Source organism: Actinoplanes sp. NPDC051411 (genome assembly GCF_040682075.1).
Classification (GTDB): Bacteria; Actinomycetota; Actinomycetes; order Mycobacteriales; family Micromonosporaceae; genus Actinoplanes.
The window spans coordinates 1-21143 of sequence record NZ_JBFBAD010000023.1; the positions used below are offsets into that span (position 1 = coordinate 1).

The window sequence follows — 21143 nt, forward strand, 5'->3', positions numbered from 1 at the left end:
GCCTGATGCCCCCACGAGCCGCCCCCCCCACACGACCCCCCGCCCCCCCCCCCCGCCACGGGGCGCGGCCGGGGGATCGCCCCCGCTTCTCTGTGGGAAGGGTCTGTCTCGCAACCGCCGTGGCCCCCCACGACGGCCGCGGGATCAGGCCCGGGCTTCGCGAGCGCGGCCCCGGAAGACCCAGATCCGCATCAACAGGAACCGCACCGCGGTCGCGACCAGGTTGGCCACCACCAGCACGAACAGTTCGACCGACTTCGACGGTGCCGACGACAGGCCGTCCAGCAGCGCCAGCGAACCGCTGGTCAGGCCGAGACCGATGGCAAACACCGCGAGGCCTTGCGCCTGGTGCCTCCAGGCACGGTCGGTTCCGCGTACGCCGAAGGTCAGCCGACGATTGGCGGCGGTGTTCGCGATGGCCGTGACCAGCAGGGCGATGAAGTTGGCCCATTGGGGCCCGATCGTGGTGCGCAGCACCGCGTAGAGCGCGAGGTAGGCGAGCGTGCTCGCCGCCCCGACCGCGGCGAAGCGGATCAGCTGGCCGGTGAGGCCGGCCGGAACCCCGGCGACCGGCAGCGGATTGCGCCCCAGTTGGTCGCGCAGGGCGGCCAGCGGCAGCCGGCCCGCGCCGAGCGCCCGGGTCAGTCGCCAGACTCCCTTCAGGTCGTCGATCGCGGTCGACGCGATGTCGACGCGGCTGTCCGGGTCGTCGACCCAGTCGACCGGCACCTCGTGGATGCGCAGGCCGGCCTTCTCGGCCAGCACCAGCATCTCGGTGTCGAAGAACCAGCCGGTGTCCTCGACCATCGGCAGCAGCCGGGCGGCCACATCGGACCGGATCGCCTTGAAGCCGCACTGCGCGTCGGAGAACTTCGCGGCCAGCGTGCCCCGCAGGATCAGGTTGTAGCCGCGCGAGATGATCTCGCGCTTGGCGCCTCGCACGACCCGTGAGCCGCGGGCCAGGCGCGAGCCGATCGCCAGGTCGGAGTGGCCCGAGATGAGGGGTGCGACCAGCGGCAACAGGGCACCGAGGTCGGTCGAGAGGTCGACGTCCATGTAGGCGAGCACGGCCGCGTCGGAGTAGGTCCAGACGTGCTTGAGGGCGCGGCCGCGGCCCTTCTCGGCCAGGTGCGTCCAGGTCACCCCGGGGATCTCGGTGCTCAGCCGCCGCGCCACTTCGGCCGTCGCGTCGGTGCTCGCGTTGTCCGCGACGGTGATCCGAAAGGGATAGGGAAAGTGCGCCGAGAGGTACGCGTGCAGACGCCGCACGCACGGCTCGAGGTCGGTCTGCTCGTTGTAGACCGGCACGACCACGTCGAGTACCGGGGCCCGGTAGCCGGTCGCGGCGGCGTCGTGCGAAGGCAGCGTCGAAAGGCTCATACCAGCAACGATCGGCTGGTCAACTGGGTCGCAAGTGTGGCGACCCTGTGCCGGCCCTGTGAAGATTCGCGACATATGTCGGTTTCCCGAAACGAGGATGCCGAACAGGCGGCTCCCGGTGAGAGAGCCGCCTGCCCGGTGTCGAGCGGAGGGAGTCAGGTCGTTGTGGTGCTGGCCGGGGCGGTCAGGTCGTAGACGGTGGTGCCGCCGACCGACTTCGCCGTGAAGTTCTCGGCGACCCACTGGGCGATCTGGGAGCTGTCGCTCGAGCCACCCATGTTGTTGCCGAAGCCGCCGCCACCGCTGCCGATGAAGTAGTGGATTTTGCCCTCGGCGACGTACTGCTGGAACTGGGCCAGCGTGGGCGACGGGTCGGTGCCGTTGAAGCCGCCGATGGCCATCACCGGTTTGCCGGTCGCCAGCTGGTAGCCGGAGGCGTTCTGCGAGCCGACCGAGGCGGCCGTCCAGGTGTACTTGTCGGCGTCGGCCAGGAGCAGGGCCTTCATCTGGGCGCTGACCGTCGAGGCGTCGAGCAGGCCACCCATGCCACCGCCGCCCCGCCGGCCGCCGCCGAAACCGCCGCCGTTCTGTCCGGTCCCGCCGGTCGCGCCGCCGCGGTTCTGGCCGGTGCCGTTCCCATTGCCGTTCGGGGTGCCGGTGCCGCCGCCGTTTTGCGTGCCGCCGTTCTGGCCGGTTCCGCCGTTCTGGCCGCCGAAGCTACCGCCGTTGCCGAAGCCGTTGCCGTTGCCGTTGCCTCCGGCAAAACCGCCGAAACCACCACCGCCGTTACCGGGGCCACCACCCGGGAACCCGCCGCCCCCACGACCCCTGCCCGGGAACCCACCTCGCCCACCGAATCCAGCGGTCACGGCCGGCCCCGCGGTCGGGATCGACCCGGTGTGCGGTTGTGATGCGGTCTGGGCCGCGTACGCCGCCGGCCCGGCAAGCAATGCGGCCACCGCGACCCCGCCGGCCACCGCGACCACCCGCCCGGCCAGGCGGATCGTCGCGACCAGCGCGACCGCCGCCGCCAGCCCCGCGATCAGCACCACCCACCGCAGCCAGGGCAGGAAGTCGGCGCTGAGCGCCAGCAGGTGGTAGGACCACCAGGCCGACACCGCGACCGTGATCGCGAGCAGCAGAACCGGCCACACGTCGCGCCGCGCCCGCCAGAGCAGCACCGCGCCCATCCCGACGATCGCGCCGATCGGCGGGGCCAGCGCCACCGTGTAGTACGCGTGGAAGATGCCCTGCATCAGGCTGAACGTCAGCCCGGTGATCAGCAGCCACGCACCCCACAGGATCAGCGCCGACCGTTGCCGGTCGGTCCGCGCCCGCCGCCATGTCACCGCCAGCCCGCCGGCCAGCAGGATCAGCGCCGCCGGCAGCAGCCACGAGATCTGTCCACCCTGGTCGCTGTCGAACATCCGCTGGAGGCCGGTCTGGCCCCAGCCGCCGCCTCCGCCGCCCCCGCCGACGCTGCCGGTCTCGTCGCCCGAGAGGCGGCCGAGCCCGTTGTAGCCGAGGGCGAGTTCGAGCAGGCTGTTGTTCTGTGAGCCGCCGATGAACGGGCGTGACGAGGCCGGCCACAGCTCGACGATCGCGATGTACCAGCCGGCCGAGACGATCACGGCCAAGCCGGAGATCAGCAGCTGGACGATGCGTTTGCCGAGGCGCGGCGGCCCGGCGAACAGGTACGCGAGGGCGTAGGCCGGCACCACCAGCAGCGCCTGCAGCATCTTGGTGAGGAAGCCGAAGCCGACGAACACGCCCGCCCAGACGAGCCACTTCGTGCGGCCGGTCTCGACCGCGCGCGAGGTCGCCCACGCGCCGGCGATCATCAGCAGGACGAGCAGCGCGTCCGGGTTGTTGAACTTGAACATCAGCACCGCGACCGGGGTGAGCGCGAGCACCGCCCCGGCGATCAGGCCGGCCGCCGGCCCGAACCAGCGCTTCACCGTCGTATAGAGCAGCGCCACGCTGGCCACGCCGATCAGCGCCTCGGGCACCAGGATGCTCCACGAGTTGACCCCGAAGATCCGGGCCGAGAGATCCATGATCCAGAGCGCGCCGGGCGTCTTGTCGACGGTGATCGAGTTGGCCGCGTCGGAGGAGCCGAAGAAGAACGCCTTCCAGCTCACCGATCCGGCCTGGGCGGCGGCCGAGTAGAACGCGTTCGCCCAGCCCGACTTGCCGAGGCCCCACAGGTAGAGAACGGCGGTGACCAGCAGCAGCGCCCACATCGACGGCCGCGCCCACGCGGCGTCGCCGGACGGGCCGAAGAAAAACCCGGCTCGGCGCCGGGCCGGGGGCGGTGGCGGCGTTTCCGGGTACGCCGTGACCGGCGGGACGGGCAACGTCGAAGTCATCGCGACACTCCACACACGGGGGACAGGGCTTTACCCGACCAACTGTCGGCGCGGGCCCTGTCCGGCCCTTGTGGCGTCGCTGTGCCCTGTCTGTGAGCGGCCCTATCTGTGAGCGGCCCTATCTGTGGGCGACCCTGTCTGGTGAGCGGCCTATCGCTGAGAGGCGGCGGTCGCCAGCCGCTCCAGCACCTCGATGGTCGTGTCCCAGCCCATGCACGCGTCGGTGATCGACTGGCCGTAGGTGAGTTCGCCGCCCAGATTCTGCCGCCCGGGCACGAGGAAGCTCTCCAACATCACGCCGCTGATGCCGCGCTGCCCGCCCGCGACCTGCGCGGCCACATCGTCGGCGACGTGCGGCTGGCGCAGGTGGTCCTTGCCGCTGTTGCCGTGCGAGCAGTCGATCACCACCCGCTCGGGCAGGCCATCCTTGCGCAGCAGGGCCAGCGCGCTTTCCACGTCGGCGGCGCTGTAGTTGGGCTTGCCGCCGCCCCCGCGCAGCACCAGGTGGGTGTCGGGGTTGCCGGTGGTGTGCAGGATCGCCGGGGTGCCCGAGTAGTCGATGCCGGGGAACACGTGCGAAACCGCTGCGGCCTGGATCGCCTCGATCGCGGTCGGGATGCTGCCGTCCGGGCGGTTCTTCATGCCGATCGGCATCGACAGGCCGGACGCGAGCTGCCGGTGCACCTGCGACTCGACCGTACGCGCGCCGATCGCACCCCAGGCCACGGTGTCCGCGATGTATTGCGGGGTGATCGGGTCGAGGAACTCGACCGCGGTCGGCAGGCCGCGGCCGACGATCTCGAGCAGCAGCTTGCGGGCGATCCGCAGGCCGGTGCTCACGTCGCCGGTGCCGTCGAGCGCCGGGTCGTTGATCAGGCCCTTCCAGCCGACGGTGGAACGCGGCTTCTCGAAGTAGACCCGCATCACGATCAGCAGGTCGTCGCTGAGCCGGTCGGCCTGCGTCTTGAGGAGTGTCGCGTACTCTCCGGCGGCGACCGGGTCGTGCACGGAACACGGGCCGACCACGACCAGCAGGCGCGGATCTCGGCCGTTGAGCACGTCCTCGACCTGGGCGCGGCCGGCCAGCACGGTGTCGTGCAACTCGGAGGTCAGCGGGAGCTCGTGGTGCAGCAGGGCGGGGCTCATCAGCGGCACGACGCGCTCGATGCGCTGGTCACGGACGCGTTGGACCTCGGGGACGGTCATCGTTGGTCTCTTTCTTTTCGGCCGGACCCCGGGACACCCGAGCCGGCTCGCTCGCAAAACAAAAGGCAGCGACGGAATGTCGCTGCCTCGGCCGGCTCTGGCTGGTGTCTCAGGTCATGCAGTGACAACCGAGGCACCGGCTTGAGCCGGCCCGGTAAACCACTGATACCAACGAGTCACGCCGCACAGCATAGCGCCTCAGCGGGCGCGCGGAAGCGTGCGGGCGAGTTGCTCACTTGCCGGGACGCGGGCCAGCGGCAGGGTGACGGTGAACACCGTCTGACCGGGCCGGCTCTCCACCGACACGGTTCCCTGGTGGGCCGCGACCACGGCCGACACGATCGACAATCCCAGCCCGGTGCTGCCGGCCGCCCGCGAGCGCGAGCTGTCACCGCGCGCGAACCGCTCGAAGATGTGCGGCTGCAACTCGGCCGGGATGCCCGGCCCGAGGTCGATCACGCGAAGAACGGCCGCGTCGGTGGTCGCGCTCACCGCGACGGTCACGGTCGTGCCCTCCGGAGTGTGCGTACGCGCGTTGGCCAGCAGATTGGCCAGCACCTGATGCAGGCGCTGCCCGTCGCCGATCACCGTGACCGGCTCCTCGGACAGGTCGAGCTGCCAGGAGTGGCGCGGCCCGGCGGCGTGCGCGTCGCTGACCGCGTCGACGACGAGCATGGTCAGGTCGACCGGGTCGTGGGCGAGCGGCCGCCCGGCGTCCAGGCGCGCGAGCAGCAGCAGGTCTTCGACCAGGCCGGTCATGCGCTTGGCCTCCGACTCGACCCGGCCCAGCACGTGCGCGATCTCCTCCGAGATGGGCGCCGGGCTGCGGCGGCTGAGCTCGGCATATCCGCGGATCGCGGCCAGCGGCGTACGCAGCTCGTGGCTGGCGTCGGCGACGAACTGGCGTACCTGCATCTCGCTGGCGTGCCGCGCCTCGAGCGCGTTGCCGACGTGGTCGAGCATCCGGTTGAGCGCGGCACCGACCTGACCGACCTCGGTGCGCGGGTCGGTGTCGCCGGCCGGCACCCGCTGGGCCAGCCGCACCTCGCCGTGGTCGAGCCGCAGCTCGGAGACTCGCGTCGCGGTCGCCGCGACCCGGTCGAGCGGCAGCAGCGTTCGGCGCACGATCACGGCGCCGGCCCAACCGGCGATGCCGACCGCGATGAGCACGGCGCCCCCAGTGACCATCGCGACCTTGAGCAGCGTGATGTGCAGATCGGCCAACGGCAGGCCGGCCACGGTGACGTTGCCCGATCCGTCGGGATCGGGGGTGGCCATCATCCGGTACTCGCCCAGGCTGCCGCCCAGGTCGATGTCGTGCGCCTTGCCGTCCTGCGGCACGGTGGCAATCGATGCCTGCGCGCTGGCGGACACGCTCGCCATGGTCGTCTTGTAGTCGATGCCGTTCTGGACGATGCCGGCGAACTCCACCCCGCCGCTGTCGATCTGGGCCACGACTGTCTTGAGCTGGGTGTTAGGTGGCGGTCCGTCGCCATTGCGCGGACCGTGAGGTCCGCTGTGGTTGTCATCGCCGCCGAGGTAGAAATGCGTGCGTTGCTGTGCGTCGGTCAACTTGGCGTCGAGCTGCGTATAGAGCGTCTTGCTCAGGAAGACCTCGGTGGTGCCGCCGACCAGAATGCCGAGCATGCTCAACAGCATGATCATGAGGGCCAGGAGGCGGGTGCGCAGCGGCCAGGTACTCGGGCTGCGCCAACGCGTCCTCGGCTGGACCTCAGTCAGCGGGCTTGAGGACATAGCCGGCTCCGCGCATGGTGTGGATCATCGGCTTGCGACCCGCGTCGATCTTCTTGCGGAGGTACGAGATGTACAGCTCCACCACGTTGGCCTGGCCGCCGAAGTCGTAGTTCCAGACCCGGTCGAGGATCTGGCTCTTGCTCAGCACCCGACGCGGGTTGCGCATCAGGTAGCGCAGCAGCTCGAACTCGGTCGCCGTCAGCGTGATCAGGTCGCTGCCGCGCCGCACCTCGTGGCTGTCCTCGTCGAGGCTGAGGTCGCCGACGACCAGCTGCGACTCGGTCCGCATGGGGGAGTGGCCCATCCGCCGCATCAGTCCGCGCAGCCGGGCGACCACCTCTTCCAGGCTGAACGGCTTGGTCACGTAGTCGTCGCCGCCCGCGGTGAGACCGGTGATGCGGTCCTCGACCGAGTCTTTCGCGGTGAGGAACAGCACCGGCACCTCGGGCGTCTCGCCGCGCAGCCGGCGCAGCACCTCGAGCCCGTCGATGTCGGGCAGCATCATGTCGAGGACGACGGCGTCGGGACGGAACTCGCGGGCGGTGCGCACGGCGGTCTGGCCGTCGCCCGCGCTCTTGACGTCCCAGCCCTCGTAGCGCAGCGCCATCGAGAGCAGTTCGGCGAGTGTCGGCTCGTCGTCGACCACCAGCACGCGAACCGGACCGCCGTCGGGGCGGCGGAGTTCGTTGGTGTCTGCGTTCGCCATCGTCATGCCCCTACTTTCGCGGGTCACGCTTTGCGCGAGCTTTCCACTTCCTGTGTAGCACCTGTGACCGCCGCCCTGCTCCGGAATGTCACCGCGACCAGGACGAGTGCTGCCACAGTGAATACCCCGTTGCCGGCGAATGCCACCGGATCGTCGTCGTGCTTAAGGCCGGTGATGAGGAAACCGGCCCAGGCGTACGTCATGAGCGCGCCCGCGGCGAGGGCGACCTGGTGCCGGCTCTGCCACCCGGCCCGGCGGCTGAGCCAGGTGATCAGCCAGGCCGCCAGGATGACGATCTTGACAGTGAGAGCGACGCCCCGCCACGTCGCGGGCAACACCAGGTAGGCGCTGGACAGGACGAATGCCGCCACACCGACCAGCCACGGGCGGGCCACCCAGCGAGCCGATCCGCGCGGGGACGGCCCCGGCAGGGCGAAGGCGAGCGCGATCAGCGCGAGGGCGACGACCACGACGCCGGCGCTCTGGGCCCATGTGACGTGGTATTCGCCGCTGCGCAGGCTGTCGTACCGGATGAGCAGGCCCGCGGCGAGGTAGACGACGGCGGCCACGGCGAGCCCGATCCGGCCGAGCCACGGCGTCGTCCGGTGACGCCGCGTGAGCGTTTCGGTGAGCAGGATCGGGATGCCGATGCTCCACACCGCGTGATTGATCACGAACTGGAGGCCGTAGAAGGCGCTCACGCCGAGGAACGGGACGCGGACGGCGTCGTAGTCGACGCCCTCGTAGTCGACGCTGAACAGGGAGCCGTCGATGACCCCGGCCTCCACGAGGCCGTAGGCCAGGCCGAGAGCCAGGATGGTGGGCCAGCCCTTTCCGGTACGCCGGGTGGCCTCGCGGATCAGCAGGGCTCCACCGCCGTAGAGAGGCGCCAGGAGGATCAGCCCGCCGACGTCACGGATCGTCACGTTGCCGAGCAGGTACTCGCCGACGAGTGGCGCTAGGAGGAACAGGCCCAGGACGGGTTTCCACGGCGTACGCATGAAGCGGAGCGTGCCCGTTCGGGATGGCCCGTCGCGACGGCCGCCGGGCGGTACCGCGTCGACCAAAGTCGACGGCTCGGTCGCCCTTCGGCGGCGGCCGGGACATCGAGCGCGCCCCGTAGCGTGAGCCCATGCGGACGGACGCCGGACTGATCGCCCTGGCGGCGGTGCTCGGCGCGCTGTTCTGTCTGGACGCCAAGCAGGTCACGGTGGTCGACCTCGCGGTCGGCGTGCTCGCCTGCGCCGCGCTGCTGGCCCGGCGCCGGTGGCCGGTCCTGCTCACCGGGCTGCTCATCGCCTCGACGGCGCTGTCGGCGGCGGGCATGGGCGCCACCGCGATCGCGGTCGGCGCGGTGACGCTCTATCGATCCCCGCGGGTGACCGCGGCGGTCGTGGCCGTGCACGCGGTCGGCGTGGCCGGCCTGTTCGCGCTGGTCGCCGCCGACCACCAGGACTTCATCCAGGGGACGGCGGTGATCCTCGCGCTGGACGCGGCGGCCGTCGCCACCGGCCTGCTCGCCAGGTCACTGCGGGAGCGCGCCCAGGAGGCCGACGTGCGGCACTTTCTCCAGATCGAGGAAGCCCGGTATGCCGAGCGGGAACGCATCGCCCGCGAGATGCACGACGTCCTCGCCCATCGCATCTCGTTGATCGCCGTGCACGCCGGCGCGCTGGAGGTGCGACGCTCGGCGCCGGAGGCGGAGCGACAGGCGGCCGCGGTGGTGCGCCAATGTGCCTACGACGCGCTGGAAGATCTGCGAGCCGTGATCGGCATGCTGCGCGACGATGCCCCGCTCGACGCGGACCGGCCCCAGCCGACGCTCACCGACCTGCCCGCGCTCGTCGGGCAGGCCCGGCTGGCCGGCACGCCGATCACCGTCGAGGGCCGGCTCGACGACCTTCCGGAGGTGCCGGAGGCGATCGGCCGGCATTTCTACCGGGTGGTCCAGGAGGGTCTGACCAACGCGCGCAAGCACGCGCCGGGCTCACCGGTCCGGATCCGTCTGAAGGGCGGCGGGCAGGTCGCGGTGGAGATCACCAACCCGTTGTCGGCTGCCCCGGCGGAGCTTCCCGGGGCCGGGAGCGGGCTGATCGGGTTGGGCGAGCGGATGGACCTGATCGACGGCGAGCTGGAGTTCGGGCCGACGCCGAACGGCGAGTTCCGGCTTTCCGCCCGGGTACCGTGGCCGCCGTGACGCTCCCGGTCCGGGTTCTCATCGTCGACGACGACGCGCTGGTCCGCGCCGGGCTCACGATGATGCTGGGCGAGTTCGACGACATCGAGGTCGTCGGCGCGGTCGCCGACGGCACGGAGGTGGTCGGCGCGGTCACCCGGGCCCGGCCACACGTGGTGCTCATGGACATTCGGATGGCCGGGCTGGACGGCATCACCGCGACCGAGCAGCTGCGGGCCCGGAGCGAGCCGCCCGAAGTGATCATCCGGACCACCTTCGACACCGACCGGCACATCCGGCTCGCGCTGCGCGCCGGGGCCAGCGGCTTCCTGCTCAAGCACACCCCGCCGGAGCGGATCGCGCACGCCGTCCGGCAGGTCGCGGCCGGCGAGCCGATGCTCTCTTCGAACGTGTTCCGCCGGGTGATGGCCTTCGCCGCCGAGCCGGCGGCCGATCCGCGGCGGCACCGGGCCCAGGCGATGCTTCAGCGGCTCAGTCCGGGGGAGCGGCAGGTCGCGCTCCTGGTCGGCGAGGGGCGCACCAACCAGGAGATCGCCGTGGAGATGGTGATGAGCACGGCGACGGTCAAGGCGTACATGTCGCGCATCCTGACCAAGCTCGATCTCACCAACCGGGTGCAGGTCGCGCTGGTGGTGCAGGACGCGGCTGGATAACGCCGTGTCGGTGGCTGGGATAAACGGACAAAACACCCATAATGGCAGCATGGGAATCGTCGGGCGAGCTTTAGTGATCTTCCTCGTCCTCGCCTCGTCGCTCGGGGCGGTGCCCGCCGCGGCCGAGGCCGCCCCGAACTGCACGCTCACCAACGCCGGTGACGTCTACTGCGGCGGTGGCGCCCAGCCGGTCCGGGTCCCGGTCACCGGCAAGGTCGTCCAACTCGCCGCCTCCGGGGACAGCACCTGCGCGCTCACCGAGCCGGGCGAGGTCTACTGCTGGCCGGCCGACGAGGCGGCGGCGGCCGTGCCGACCGACGAAGGCCTCGGCTTCGACCCGCTGATCCTGATCTCGATCGGCCTGGCGCTGGTCGGCGCCGGGTTCACGCTGGTCAAGGTCGGTCAGGGCGCCAGGCCGAGAGCCGTGTCCCGCCACCGGTCGGCGCCCTCCTTGAGCCGCTCGGCGTAGTCCGGCCGGGTCCAGTTCACCCAGGTCAACTGGCTGAGCTGCTGCGCCGACCCGGCCGCGGTGATCGACATCGTGATGCCGGGCGTGGTCTGGGTGGTCAGCGAGGAGCCCTTCGGCACCCCGATCTCGTGCGAGGACGGGTCGGCGAACCCAAGCAGCGCCCACGGCACGCGTACGACCAGGTCGTCGCCGTCCCGGTGCCAGATCGAGCGGCTGTCCGGCTGCGGGTCGTGCGGGTCCCACGAGCCGTACCGGAGGATGCCCGCGTTCTGGAGTTCGAGCGGCAGCTTCTGCCCGGTGCTGGGCACGGTCAGCGGCCGGTTCACGATCAGGTTGAACGGCTTCCATCCGTCCGGCGCCTGGCCGCGCTGCGAGGGCGGCACGGCGTAGTCCAGGGGCATCGGATCGAGTTGCTTCCGCAGGTACGCCTGCCCGGTCCGCGCGACGAAGTTGAGGGCGAGCACCGCGTCCGGCTTGCGGTCCGAGCTCCCGGCGAACGGGGTGCCGGTCAGCCCCGGCAGCACGTCGAAGCCGAGGGCCAGCGAGTCCGGCGGCGAACCGCCGAGGCCGATGGTCAGGTTCACGTACGACTCGTCGACCGTCGCCGTCACCCGCCGCGCCGGCCAGCCGCCCTCGGTGTCCAGCAGTTGCTGCGGCGAGCCGCCGGGATCGCCGGTCGCGTCCATCGCCAGCAGCCCGAAGTTCTGCTCGCCGGTCATCGGGTCGTGCCACAGCGGGCGCCGGCCGGCGTCCTGGTGGGCGGCGGTGTTCCAGCTGAACTCGGACCACTCGTCGGTCCACTCGAACAGGAAACCGCCGGCCAGGTTCTGATCGTGGATCAGCCGCAGCAGGTCGGCGTCGGTCTGCATCGCCTCCTGCTCGCTGTGGTCTCCCTCGGTGCGCCCGAGCGGCGCGTTGTGGGCCGAGCCGATCGACGACGGCACCCCGAACTCGGTGATCAACGTCGGCATGTCCGGGTGGTGCCGCCCGAGGGCGGCGACATAACCCGCGTACGGGTCGGCCCGTCCCGCGTACTGGTAGTTCTGCAGGGCCGGCTCGTGCCGCTGGAAGTCCGGGTGGGAGGGGTAGGCGTGGTAGCCGGCGAACGTGCCGGCCGGCCAGTCCGGGGTCGGCCGCACGTGGTTGGCGTCCAGCTGCAGCATGTCCGCGCCGGCCAGGGGCTCGTCGGGGTGGCGCAACGGGTCGGTGGTCGGCCAGTTGACGAAGGCGATCGGCTGGCTGAGCCCCTGATCGGCCTCGTAACCGGCGAGCTCGTCCATGCGCGCGGCCAGCCACCGCTCGGTCGGGGTGGCGTCGCCGGTCGAGCGGAAATACTTTCCGTCATGGCCGGGTGCTGACGCGTTGCGTTTGTCGGACGCCTCACCCGCGTACGGGTCAAGCTCCGCGCCGATGATCCACCCGAGCAACCACCGGCTGACCTCCGTGTCCCAGACACCGCTCGCCCGGCCGGCCGAAGCCGGCCGGCTGAGGCGGCCGGAGACCGCCCCCGAGGCGTCCTTCAGCTCCCGCTGAAAGGCGGTGGTGACGGCCGGGTCGAAAAGGTTCCGCTTCCGGATGTACGACTGGTCGGGCAGGTCGACGCCCTGCATGAGATAGACCGGCCGCTCCGGGTTGGCCTCGTTGTACGCGGCGAGCTGCTGATAGAACGCGGGCGGGTGGATCGTGTAGATCCGCACCACCCGGATGCCGAGCCGGCTCATCGCCGCGAACCACGCCCGGTACTGCGCGGCCGAGATCGACAGCTCGCCCGCCTGGTGACCGGGCGTGGTGCTGCCCAGGTTCACTCCCGGCAGGAAGGTGCGGTCGCCGCCCGCGGTGTGTAACTGGAACTGCTGACCGTCCGTGCTCGCGACCATCTCGAGGCCGCTCGCGTCGACCGGCTTCGGCGCCCACGAGGCGGCCCGGGGCGGCGAGGGGATCTCGTTCATCCCGGCGATCAGGAACGCGGGTGAGCTGGGGGTCACCGACGACGTTCCGCCGGCCAGCACGAGGCAGAGTGCGAGCGTGAACACGCCGATCACGGTCGCTCGGACACGCCCGAATCGGGGATGCGCCGGCACGGACATCAGGTGGCTCGGAAAGTCGCCCACCCGAGCATTGTCGGCGGCGAAAGTTGCCGAATGCATCGAATTGTCGGGAAGCTGGGATCACTCGAACCCTCGCCGTTGGCCCGATGTTGTGCCAGCGTTGAGAACTGGGATCGGGTCGGCGGCCGCGGCCGTCCGCGGGGTGAGGAGCGAGTGTGGATCTTCTCGAGGAATACCGCCGGGCCACCTTCTTCTTCGAGTCGGGTGACCCGCTGGCGGCCAGCCGGCTCCTCGAGCCGATCGTCGAGGCCGAACCGCACAACGCCGCCGTCCGCCAGTTACTGGCCCGGGCCTATTTCAACTCGGCCCAGCTCAACCGTGCTGAAGCCCAGCTCAGGGCGTTGATCGAGCACGACCCCTCCGATCACTACGCACACCACGTGCTCGGCCGGACCCTCGAACGGGCCGGCCGTTTTCGTGAGGCGCTCCCGCACCTGCGCCTGGCCGCCGCGATGAAGCAGCAGCCCGACTACGCCGAGGCCGTCCACCGGGTCGAGCAGTGGCTCGGCAAACCGTCTCTAGGATCGTGACCGTGAAACTCAAGCTCGACCTGCACGACATCTTCAACCGGGGCCAGCAGATCGACAAGGCTCTGCGCGACATCATCGACGAGGCGATCGAGAAGAAGGCGACCCTCGTCGAGATCATCCCGGGCAAGGGCAGCGGCGCGCTGAAGAAGAAGGTGCTCCGGTTCCTCGACCAGCGCGAGATCAAGCAGCTCTATCACCGGGTCGAGAAGGACGGCGACAACTGGGGCCGGCTCTTCGTGCACTTCCGCTTCAACGAGTCGACCGGCCGCCGCGGCCGGGGCCGCTGACCGGCCGTGCCTGGCCGGCCGCCCCCGGTGACCGCGGGTCTCTCGTGACCGGGCGCCCCGAGTGGCCGTCGCCGGTGGCGGCTCAGAAGTTGTAGGTCTTTGCCACCGCCAGCAGCTCGCTGGTGTGTGAGCCGACGATGCCGACGCCGGCCGGGCGCGCCTGGAAGCCCGGCACCCCGTCGAACCCGTCGCTGCCGTCCATCACCCGGAACGCGACCGGCCCGGGGGTGCGGACCGTCACCGTGATCTCGATGCCGTCGGCCGGTGGCCCGTGGAAGGTGAAGCCCCAGCCCCACTTCTGGTCCTTCCGGTTGGCCGGGATGATCGACTGACCCTGGACCTCGGCCGCCAGCACCCGGGTGTCGGCCCCGACGTGCAGGGTGACCAGGCGCACCGGGCGCTGCGGGGTCAGCCGCAGCACCAGCCGCCGGGCGCCGGTGGAGGGGACGTCCTTCTCGACGGTCAGCTTCGGCGCCGGCAGATCGGCCGGCTGGGCCTGGCCGGTGCGCACCTTCTCGGGCCCGAACACCGGGAGGCTGTCGCGCACCTCGTGCGGATCGCCGGAGACGTATCGCGAGGTCCACTTCTGCACGCTCGGCTCGTCGCTGATCCACTGGGCGGTGCCGGTGTCGGCGTCGAGGGCGTACATCAGCTGGGTCAGCGCCGGGTGGGTGTCGTCGAACCGGTCGACCGACAGCCCGATCACGCTGGCGACGATCAGGGCGAGCGCGGCGGTCAGGGTCGGGAACAGGGCGCGGCGGCGCGCGCTGAGCGCCTCGAGCCCGCGCTGACCACCGCCTTCCGGGTGAATCAGGTCGACCACCGGCAGCAGCGCCAGACCGAGCAGCACGGCCAGGAACGCGCCCGCCCCGGCCATCGGCATGCCGAGTGCCGGGAACAGCATGATCACGGTCGGCAGCAGGATGATCACCGCGACCGCGCCGCCGACCACCACCGCGGCCACCGACCACCAGCCCCGCAGCAGGACGGCCACGATGCCGAGGATCGCACCGGCGAGGGCGGGCAGCGCGGCCAGATAGGAACCGCCGGGGGTGAGCCCGGCCAGCACCAACCCGAGCGCGGCCAGCCAGCCGAGCCCCGCGATCGCCAGGGCGGCCGCCCCGAGGCGCCGCCGGAACAGCGCGAACCAGGCGAAGATCACCAGCGCGGTCAGGGCCAGCACGCCCACCCGGTAGGGCTGCGGATGGTAGGGGTCGATCGGCAGCTCGGCGTACGCCGGGCGGATCAGCTTGAGGACCAGCCAGTAGAGCTGGGCCAGCACCGGGGCGGCGACGATCGGGATCAGCGTCACCGCGAACGCGCCCGCGCCGCGCTTCGCCGTGATGAGTCCGCGCCGCCGGGCCAGCCAGGCCAGCACCAGCACCGCGGCCAGGGCGAGCGCCGCCAGCGGCCAGACCAGCGCGCCCGGGTAGCGCACCAGCAGTCCGGGGGCCGGGAAATAGGTCGCGTCCTCGTTCGAGCCGAGCTGGGTGAGGTTGTCGTCGCCGAGCTCGCGGGTGAGCGCCAGCGCGTTGTCGCCGTGGTGCTGCAGGCTGTCGCGGTCCATCGCCGACGGCCGGTCGGTGGGCGCGTGATAGACCGCCGCGCCGTCGATGTACGCCGAGTTGAGCCCCTGGAAGCCGGCCAGCCGGAACGGCGTGAAGTCGGTGTCGTTGGGCAGCAGCCGGTAGATCTCGACCGCGAACGAGGTGCCGACCGGCTTGGGGGTGTGCGCGTACGCGTCGACGAGCTTCTGGTTGTGGTCGGAGGTCTCGAACATGATCGCCGGGCCCGAGCTGCCCCGGGCCTCGAAGTTGAGCACCACCCCGCCGTCCTCGGCGAGCGGACTCTGGTGCACGAACGCGGCCGCGCCGCACAGGCACGCCTCCTCGGCGTCGGTCAGCACGAGCACCACGTCGTTGCGCAGCTTCGGGCCGCTGACCAGCGCGCGGGCCGTCTCGAGCACGGTCGCCACGCCGGCCGCGTCGTCGTTGCCGCCCGGCCCGGTCTGCACCGAGTCGTAGTGGGCGACCAGGAACAGGCGGCCGGTCGAGGCGGTGCCCGGGATCACGGTGATCACGTTGCGGACGTGGGCGATGCCGATGCCGCCGGCCGAGGACGACAGCTCGCTGCCCTCCGGCGAGACCGTGTCCTGCACCTCGGGCGCCAGGCCCAGCCCCTGCAGGGTCGTGACGAGATGGTCGCGTACGCGATCTTGCGCAGCGCTCCCCACCGGGTGGGGAACCGTCGCGATGGCCTGGACCTGCGCGAAGGCCCGGCCGGCGCTGAACTGACTCGGCGGAGTCGAGGCGCCGGCCGCCGCGGGCGGCTCGACCGACCGCACGGCGGCGAGCCCGACCAGGGCGAGCACGACGATCGCCGCGAGAGCGGCGAGGGCCCGGCGAGCGACATCGACGAGGGCGGGAGCGCGCATGTGGTCATCTAAGCGGCTGGGTACGACAACCGGGTAGCGAAAAGATCGAATACGGCGTGGCATAGCGTTGTCGGGGTGAGTACGCCGATCGACCCCGCCGCCGTCGTCGCGGAGTTCATCGACGCGGTGTCCCCCTACGACCCCGATCCCGGCGCGAGGCCGGTGGCGGTCGTCGGTGTCCGCACCGCCCTGGGCGAGGGCGTCTTCCCGCTGAGCGACCACGTCGTCCGTGCGATGTGCCGGGCCCTGGCGTCATACCGCGACCCGGAGGACCGCGGCACCTGCGTCGAGTGCGGCGGCCGTCATCTCGACGAAAACCTGCACTGCCAGGATTGCGGCCGCCTGCACGGCATCCTCGGCCAGGTGATCGCCGAGCACGCGGCCCGGGTGGCCGCCGCGGCGAAGGCCGAGCCGACCGGTCCGGGCGGACCGGTCGACCCAGGGGAGGACGACAGGTGAGAAGCCGGAGTTGTGTGCCCGCCGCTCCTGATGGACGATCAGCGGGACATGCCCGGTGCAGACGAGTGGGGTTCTCGGCATGACTGAACGGTCGGTCGCGCCCCGCGTCCGTGGCACCACCGCTATGCCGCAGGAGCGGCTGCGCGTGCTCCTCGTCGAGGATGACGAGGGCGACGCGTTCCTGGTCCGCGAGCTGCTCGACGAGGCCGAGGCGCCGTTCGACCTGAGCATGGCGACCAGCCTGAGCGAGGCCAGCACCAAGATCCAGGGCGTGCAGTGCGTCCTGCTCGACCTGGGCCTGCCCGACGCCGAGGGCATCGACGGCCTTCGCCGGTTCCTGTCGGTCGCCGGCGGTGCCGCGGTCTGCGTGCTGACCGGCCGCTCCGACGAGCACCTGGGCGTCGCCGCGGTCGCCGAGGGCGCCCAGGACTACCTGGTCAAGGGCCAGGTCGACGGCGTCCTGCTGACCCGGGCGCTGCGCTACGCGGTCGAGCGCAAGCGGGCCGACGAAAACGCCCAGCGCCTGCGCGAGGTCGAGCTGCGGCAGGCCGAGTCGGCCCGCCTCGAGCGCGGCCTGCTGCCCCAGCCGCTGATGCAGACGACCGAGGTCGCGGTGCACACGTTCTATCGCTCGGGCCGGGCGATGGGGCTGCTCGGCGGCGACTTCTTCGACGTCGTCCAGGTCGGCGACGACCGCCTGCACGTGATCGTCGGCGACGTCTGCGGCCACGGGGTCGACGAGGCCGCGCTCGGCGTCGAGCTGCGGGTCGCCTGGCGGGCGCTGGTGCTGGCCGGGGTGCCCGACGAGGCGATCCTGAGTTCACTCGAACAGGTGCTGATGAGCGAGCGCCGGGCGCGCGAGATCTTCGCGACCGTCGCCTCGGTGGTGGTCGATCTGGCCGGCAACCGCGCGACCGTACGCCTGGCCGGCCACCCGCCACCCGTGCTGCTGGGCGAGGGCCGGGCCGTCCCGGTCACCGCCCGTCCCGGCATAGTGCTCGGCGTACGCCCCAAGCCGGCCCCGGTCAGCGAGGTCGAGTTCCCGGGCGCCGACTGGTCGCTGCTGATGTACACCGACGGGCTGATCGAGGGGCACACCGGTGCCGGCAGCGAGCGCCTCGACGTCGACGGCCTGTGCAAGCTGCTCGGCGAGCCGTTGGCCGCCGAGGTGCCGCTGGCCGCCCTGCCGGCCTGGCTGGTCGGGCGGGCCGAGCAGGCCAACGGCGGCCCACTGGCCGACGACGTGGCCATGTTGTTGATCTCCCGTGGGAAGGGCCGATGAACCTGCGCACCTGGACCCTGCGGCGGCGGATCGCGGCGCTGTGCATCACGGTCGGCGTGCTGCTCGGCGCGCTGGCGGTGTTCGCCGTGCTCACCGCCGCCCGCAACAACCGGCAGCTCGACGACGTGCTCAACCGGGCCTCCCCGATGCGGGCGTCCGGCGAGTCGCTCTATACCGCTCTGGTCAACCAGGAGACCGGCATCCGGGGTTACGCGATCACCGGTGACCCGGCCAACCTGGCGCCCTACACGAGCGGCCAGGCCGACGAGCGGACCGACCTCGCGCGCATCGAGGGGCTGCTCAAGCCGGGCGACACCGACATCAAGGCGTCCCTCGATCTGGTGAAGACGCGGGCCGCGGCCTGGCACACCGAGGTCGCCGAGCCGGTGATCAAAACCGTCCAGACCGAGGGCACGGCGGCCGGCCAGAACCGGATCACCGAGGCCTCGACCGGTCAGTTCGACACCATCCGTGCCGCGATCGACCGGATGCAGGGCCAGATCCAGGTGCTGCGCAACCAGTCGGCGGCGGCCGCCCGGCAGACCAGCCGGACCCTGGTCGCGATCCAGATCGCCGCCGCGGCGATCGTCATCCTCGCCGGTGCGGCCCTGTTGCTGCTGCTCGACCGGCTGGTCAGCCGCCCGGTGGTCGAGCTCGCCGAGCAGGTGCGCGGCGTCGCGGAGGGCGACTACGACCGGCACATCTCCAGCGCCGGCTCGCCCGAGCTGGCGAGCCTCGCCTCGGACGTCGACGGCATGCGGCGCAAGATCGCGGCCGAGCTGTCCGAGGTCCGCGAGGCCCGCACCCAGGTCGAGTGGATCAACGATCAGCTCAAGGTCCAGGCCGAGGAGCTGACCCGGTCCAACCGCGATCTCGAGCAGTTCGCCTACGTGGCGTCCCACGACCTGCAGGAGCCGCTGCGCAAGGTGGCCAGCTTCTGCCAGCTGCTGCAGCGCCGCTACGCGGGCCAGCTCGACGAACGGGCCGACCAATACATCGGCTTCGCGGTCGACGGGGCCCAGCGGATGCAGCGGCTGATCAACGACCTGCTGGCGTTCTCCCGAATCGGCCGCCTGACCAGCGGTTTCACCGACGTCGACCTCAACCGGGTGCTCGAGGAGGTCCGGTCGCAGCTCGAGGCCCGGGCCGGCGCCGACGGCGAGATCACCTGGACCGACCTGCCCATTGTGGAGGGCGAGGAGCCGCTGCTGACGACCCTGTTCGTCAACCTGATCGGCAACTCGCTCAAGTTCCGGCGGCCCGACGTGCCGCCGGTCATCCAGATCAGCGCCCGGCGCGAAGGCGACGAGTGGCGGATCAACGTGCGCGACAACGGCATCGGCATCGAGGCCGAGTTCGCCGACAAGGTGTTCGTCATCTTCCAGCGGCTGCACGCGAGGGACGCCTACGAGGGCACCGGCATCGGACTGGCCATCGTCAAGAAGATCGTCGAATATCATGGCGGTCGGATCTGGCTCGATCTCGAAGTCCCGGAAGGCACCTCGATCAACTTCACCATCCCGGTGTTGCCGGGCCTGCCCGGCACGGAGAAGACGTTGGAACCGCGGAAAGAGGTCACGGCGTGATCGCCTGCACCGAGCGGCACCGCCGGCAACCGCACGACGGTGGCCGCAGGCGAGGGCCGGAAGAGCGCGCCCAGGGAGGGCCGGCATGACCGAGATCACTAGAGCCGAGGGCACCGCGATCGAGGTGCTGCTGGTCGAGGACGACCCCGGCGACGTCCTGATGACCCAGGAGGCGTTCGAGGAGCACAAGGTCCGCAACCGGCTCACGGTGGTCTCCGACGGCGCCGAGGCCCTGGCCTACCTGCGCCGCGAGGGCGCGTTCTCCGGCGCCGTACGCCCCGACCTGATCCTGCTCGACCTCAACCTGCCCCGCCGCGACGGCCGCGAGGTGCTGGAGGAGATCAAGAAGGACGAGGACCTCGGCCGCATCCCGGTGGTCGTGCTCACCACCTCCTCGGCCGACGAGGACATCCTGCGCAGCTACCAGCTGCACGCCAACGCGTACGTGACCAAGCCGGTCGACTTCGAGCGGTTCATCGCGGTGATCCGGCAGATCGACGAGTTCTTCGTCAGCGTCGTGAAGTTGCCGCCGCGTGCTTGACCAGGTCGCCGAGCTGATCCGGGAGGTCGCGGCCACGGTCGTGCTCCCGCGTTTCCGGCACCTCGCGGCCGACGAGGTGCACCAGAAGACCCCGGGCGATCTGGTCACGATCGCCGATCAGGAATCCGAGCGGGAACTGACCCGCGGGCTGACCGCGCTGCTGCCCGGCTCGACCGTCGTCGGCGAGGAGGCGGTCGCCGCCGATCCGGGCATCCTCGACCGGCTCAGCGGCCAGGGCCCGATCTGGATCGTCGACCCGGTCGACGGCACCAACAACTTCGCGGCCGGCAAGGAGCCGTTCGCGATGATGGTGGCGCTGGTCGAAGCCGGCGAGACGGTCGCGTCGTGGATCCTCGACGTGCCGGGCGACCACCTCACGGTGGCCGAGCGCGGTTCCGGCACCTACCGCGACGGCGTACGCGTCAAGAGCCGCACCGACGACCCCGGCGTCGCCGCCATGGTCGGCGTGGTCGCCACCCACTACTTCCCGGCCGGCCTGCATGACGAGGCGAAGGCCAACGCGCACGTCTTCGGCGAGATCACCCGCGGCCGGCACTGCGCGGGCTGGGAATACCCGGCCGTGGCCACCGACCGGCAGCAGTTCGCGGCGTTCTGGCGGGTGCTCCCGTGGGACCACGTGCCGGGCACGCTGATCATCCGGGAGGCCGGCGGCACCGTGCGGCACTTCGACGGCTCCGAATATCAGCCGGCCAACCGCGACTCGGGCCTGCTGGCGGCGGAAAACCCGGAGATCTGGCAGTCGGTCCGCGACGCGCTGCTGCCGTCGTTCCGCCGTTAGTTCTTCTCGTCCCGCGACACGATCATCACCCGGTTGCCGGCCGGGTCGAGCACCCGGGCCATGCGTTCGCCCCAGGCCTGGTCGCTCGGCTCCTCGACGACCAGCACGCCGGCCGAGCGCAGCGTGGCGACGGCCCGGTCGCAGTCGTCGGCATAGACGCACAGCTCCAGCGCGTCGGCCGGCGCGGCCAGCGGGTCGAGGCCCAGCCCGAGCTCGCTCGCGCCGAGCCGCACGACCACGAAATCGGGGTCACCCTCGGGCGGATAGGCGTAGGTCAGCCGGAAACCGAGCAGGCCGACGTAGAACTCACACGCCGTCGCGATTGAGGGGACGGTCACAATCGGAAACGCCTCGGTGAACACGACTGCCACCCTAGGGTGCG

The 21143-nt window shown here is 71.3% G+C and carries 19 protein-coding genes; 10 read left to right on the forward strand and 9 right to left on the reverse strand.

The window, feature by feature from the left end; all coding sequences use genetic code 11:
* Window positions 1-144 precede the first annotated feature (144 nt).
* The 6 genes from AB0M88_RS14990 to AB0M88_RS15015 all read right to left on the reverse strand — a co-directional run bounded on the left by AB0M88_RS14990 (window position 145) and on the right by AB0M88_RS15015 (window position 8417).
* A complete protein-coding gene (locus AB0M88_RS14990; RefSeq protein WP_364101101.1) occupies window positions 145-1380 on the reverse strand; it encodes a bifunctional glycosyltransferase family 2/GtrA family protein in 1236 nt (411 codons plus the stop codon).
* Window positions 1381-1535: 155 nt separating this feature from the next.
* Entirely contained in the window at window positions 1536-3749 is a 2214-nt protein-coding gene (locus AB0M88_RS14995) for a glycosyltransferase family 39 protein (protein WP_364101104.1), read from the reverse strand.
* Between the two features lie 150 nt (window positions 3750-3899).
* The gene (locus AB0M88_RS15000) at window positions 3900-4955 is read right to left on the reverse strand and encodes a 3-deoxy-7-phosphoheptulonate synthase (protein WP_364101107.1); all 1056 of its coding nucleotides are present in this window, start codon (window positions 4953-4955) and stop codon (window positions 3900-3902) included.
* Between the two features lie 198 nt (window positions 4956-5153).
* Window positions 5154-6710, reverse strand: a complete 1557-nt coding sequence (locus AB0M88_RS15005; protein WP_364101110.1) for a HAMP domain-containing sensor histidine kinase — start codon at window positions 6708-6710, stop codon at window positions 5154-5156.
* Entirely contained in the window at window positions 6688-7422 is a 735-nt protein-coding gene (locus AB0M88_RS15010) for a response regulator transcription factor (RefSeq protein ID WP_364101113.1), read from the reverse strand. The genes AB0M88_RS15005 and AB0M88_RS15010 overlap by 23 nt, the downstream gene beginning before the upstream one ends.
* A 17-nt stretch (window positions 7423-7439) precedes the next feature.
* Complete coding sequence (locus AB0M88_RS15015; protein ID WP_364101116.1) at window positions 7440-8417, reverse strand: hypothetical protein; 978 nt, start codon at window positions 8415-8417, stop codon at window positions 7440-7442.
* 131 nt (window positions 8418-8548) lie between these two features.
* Between AB0M88_RS15015 and AB0M88_RS15020 the strand changes: the two genes are divergently transcribed.
* Genes AB0M88_RS15020 through AB0M88_RS15030 form a run of 3 tightly spaced genes read left to right on the forward strand, consistent with a single transcriptional unit; the run spans window position 8549 to window position 10735 of the window.
* Window positions 8549-9613 carry a histidine kinase gene (locus AB0M88_RS15020; protein WP_364101119.1) on the forward strand — a complete coding sequence of 355 codons (1065 nt, stop codon included), beginning with the start codon at window positions 8549-8551 and terminating at the stop codon, window positions 9611-9613.
* Window positions 9610-10266 (forward strand): response regulator transcription factor, encoded by a 657-nt coding sequence (locus AB0M88_RS15025; RefSeq protein WP_364101122.1) that lies wholly within the window; start codon window positions 9610-9612, stop codon window positions 10264-10266. Before AB0M88_RS15020 ends, AB0M88_RS15025 begins: the two co-directional genes overlap by 4 nt.
* Before the next feature lie 49 nt (window positions 10267-10315).
* A complete protein-coding gene (locus AB0M88_RS15030) occupies window positions 10316-10735 on the forward strand; it encodes an RCC1 domain-containing protein (protein ID WP_364101125.1) in 420 nt (139 codons plus the stop codon).
* On the opposite strand, the gene AB0M88_RS15035 is transcribed toward AB0M88_RS15030, so the two are convergent.
* Window positions 10669-12768 carry a hypothetical protein gene (locus AB0M88_RS15035; RefSeq protein ID WP_364101128.1) on the reverse strand — a complete coding sequence of 700 codons (2100 nt, stop codon included), beginning with the start codon at window positions 12766-12768 and terminating at the stop codon, window positions 10669-10671. The genes AB0M88_RS15030 and AB0M88_RS15035 overlap by 67 nt on opposite strands.
* A 230-nt stretch (window positions 12769-12998) precedes the next feature.
* Between AB0M88_RS15035 and AB0M88_RS15040 the strand changes: the two genes are divergently transcribed.
* Both AB0M88_RS15040 and AB0M88_RS15045 read left to right on the forward strand, forming a co-directional pair.
* Window positions 12999-13373 carry a tetratricopeptide repeat protein gene (locus AB0M88_RS15040; RefSeq protein ID WP_364101130.1) on the forward strand — a complete coding sequence of 125 codons (375 nt, stop codon included), beginning with the start codon at window positions 12999-13001 and terminating at the stop codon, window positions 13371-13373.
* Between the two features lie 2 nt (window positions 13374-13375).
* On the forward strand, window positions 13376-13660 hold the full coding sequence (locus AB0M88_RS15045) for a Smr/MutS family protein (RefSeq protein ID WP_364101133.1): 285 nt from the start codon (window positions 13376-13378) through the stop codon (window positions 13658-13660).
* Between the two features lie 82 nt (window positions 13661-13742).
* Here the strand turns inward: AB0M88_RS15045 and AB0M88_RS15050 are convergent, their stop codons facing one another.
* Window positions 13743-16094, reverse strand: a complete 2352-nt coding sequence (locus AB0M88_RS15050; RefSeq protein ID WP_364101136.1) for a M28 family peptidase — start codon at window positions 16092-16094, stop codon at window positions 13743-13745.
* A gap of 75 nt (window positions 16095-16169) precedes the next feature.
* Here AB0M88_RS15050 and AB0M88_RS15055 point away from each other — a divergent pair, with 75 nt between their 5' ends.
* The 5 genes from AB0M88_RS15055 to AB0M88_RS15075 all read left to right on the forward strand — a co-directional run bounded on the left by AB0M88_RS15055 (window position 16170) and on the right by AB0M88_RS15075 (window position 20761).
* Complete coding sequence (locus tag AB0M88_RS15055; RefSeq protein WP_364101139.1) at window positions 16170-16553, forward strand: hypothetical protein; 384 nt, start codon at window positions 16170-16172, stop codon at window positions 16551-16553.
* Window positions 16554-16632: 79 nt separating this feature from the next.
* Window positions 16633-17835 (forward strand): fused response regulator/phosphatase, encoded by a 1203-nt coding sequence (locus AB0M88_RS15060; RefSeq protein WP_364101142.1) that lies wholly within the window; start codon window positions 16633-16635, stop codon window positions 17833-17835.
* A complete protein-coding gene (locus tag AB0M88_RS15065; protein WP_364101145.1) occupies window positions 17832-19421 on the forward strand; it encodes an ATP-binding protein in 1590 nt (529 codons plus the stop codon). Before AB0M88_RS15060 ends, AB0M88_RS15065 begins: the two co-directional genes overlap by 4 nt.
* A gap of 85 nt (window positions 19422-19506) precedes the next feature.
* Entirely contained in the window at window positions 19507-19962 is a 456-nt protein-coding gene (locus AB0M88_RS15070; protein ID WP_364101147.1) for a response regulator, read from the forward strand.
* Window positions 19955-20761, forward strand: a complete 807-nt coding sequence (locus AB0M88_RS15075; RefSeq protein ID WP_364101149.1) for an inositol monophosphatase family protein — start codon at window positions 19955-19957, stop codon at window positions 20759-20761. The genes AB0M88_RS15070 and AB0M88_RS15075 overlap by 8 nt, the downstream gene beginning before the upstream one ends.
* Here the strand turns inward: AB0M88_RS15075 and AB0M88_RS15080 are convergent.
* A complete protein-coding gene (locus AB0M88_RS15080; RefSeq protein WP_364101152.1) occupies window positions 20758-21123 on the reverse strand; it encodes a VOC family protein in 366 nt (121 codons plus the stop codon). The genes AB0M88_RS15075 and AB0M88_RS15080 overlap by 4 nt on opposite strands.
* Window positions 21124-21143 lie beyond the last annotated feature (20 nt).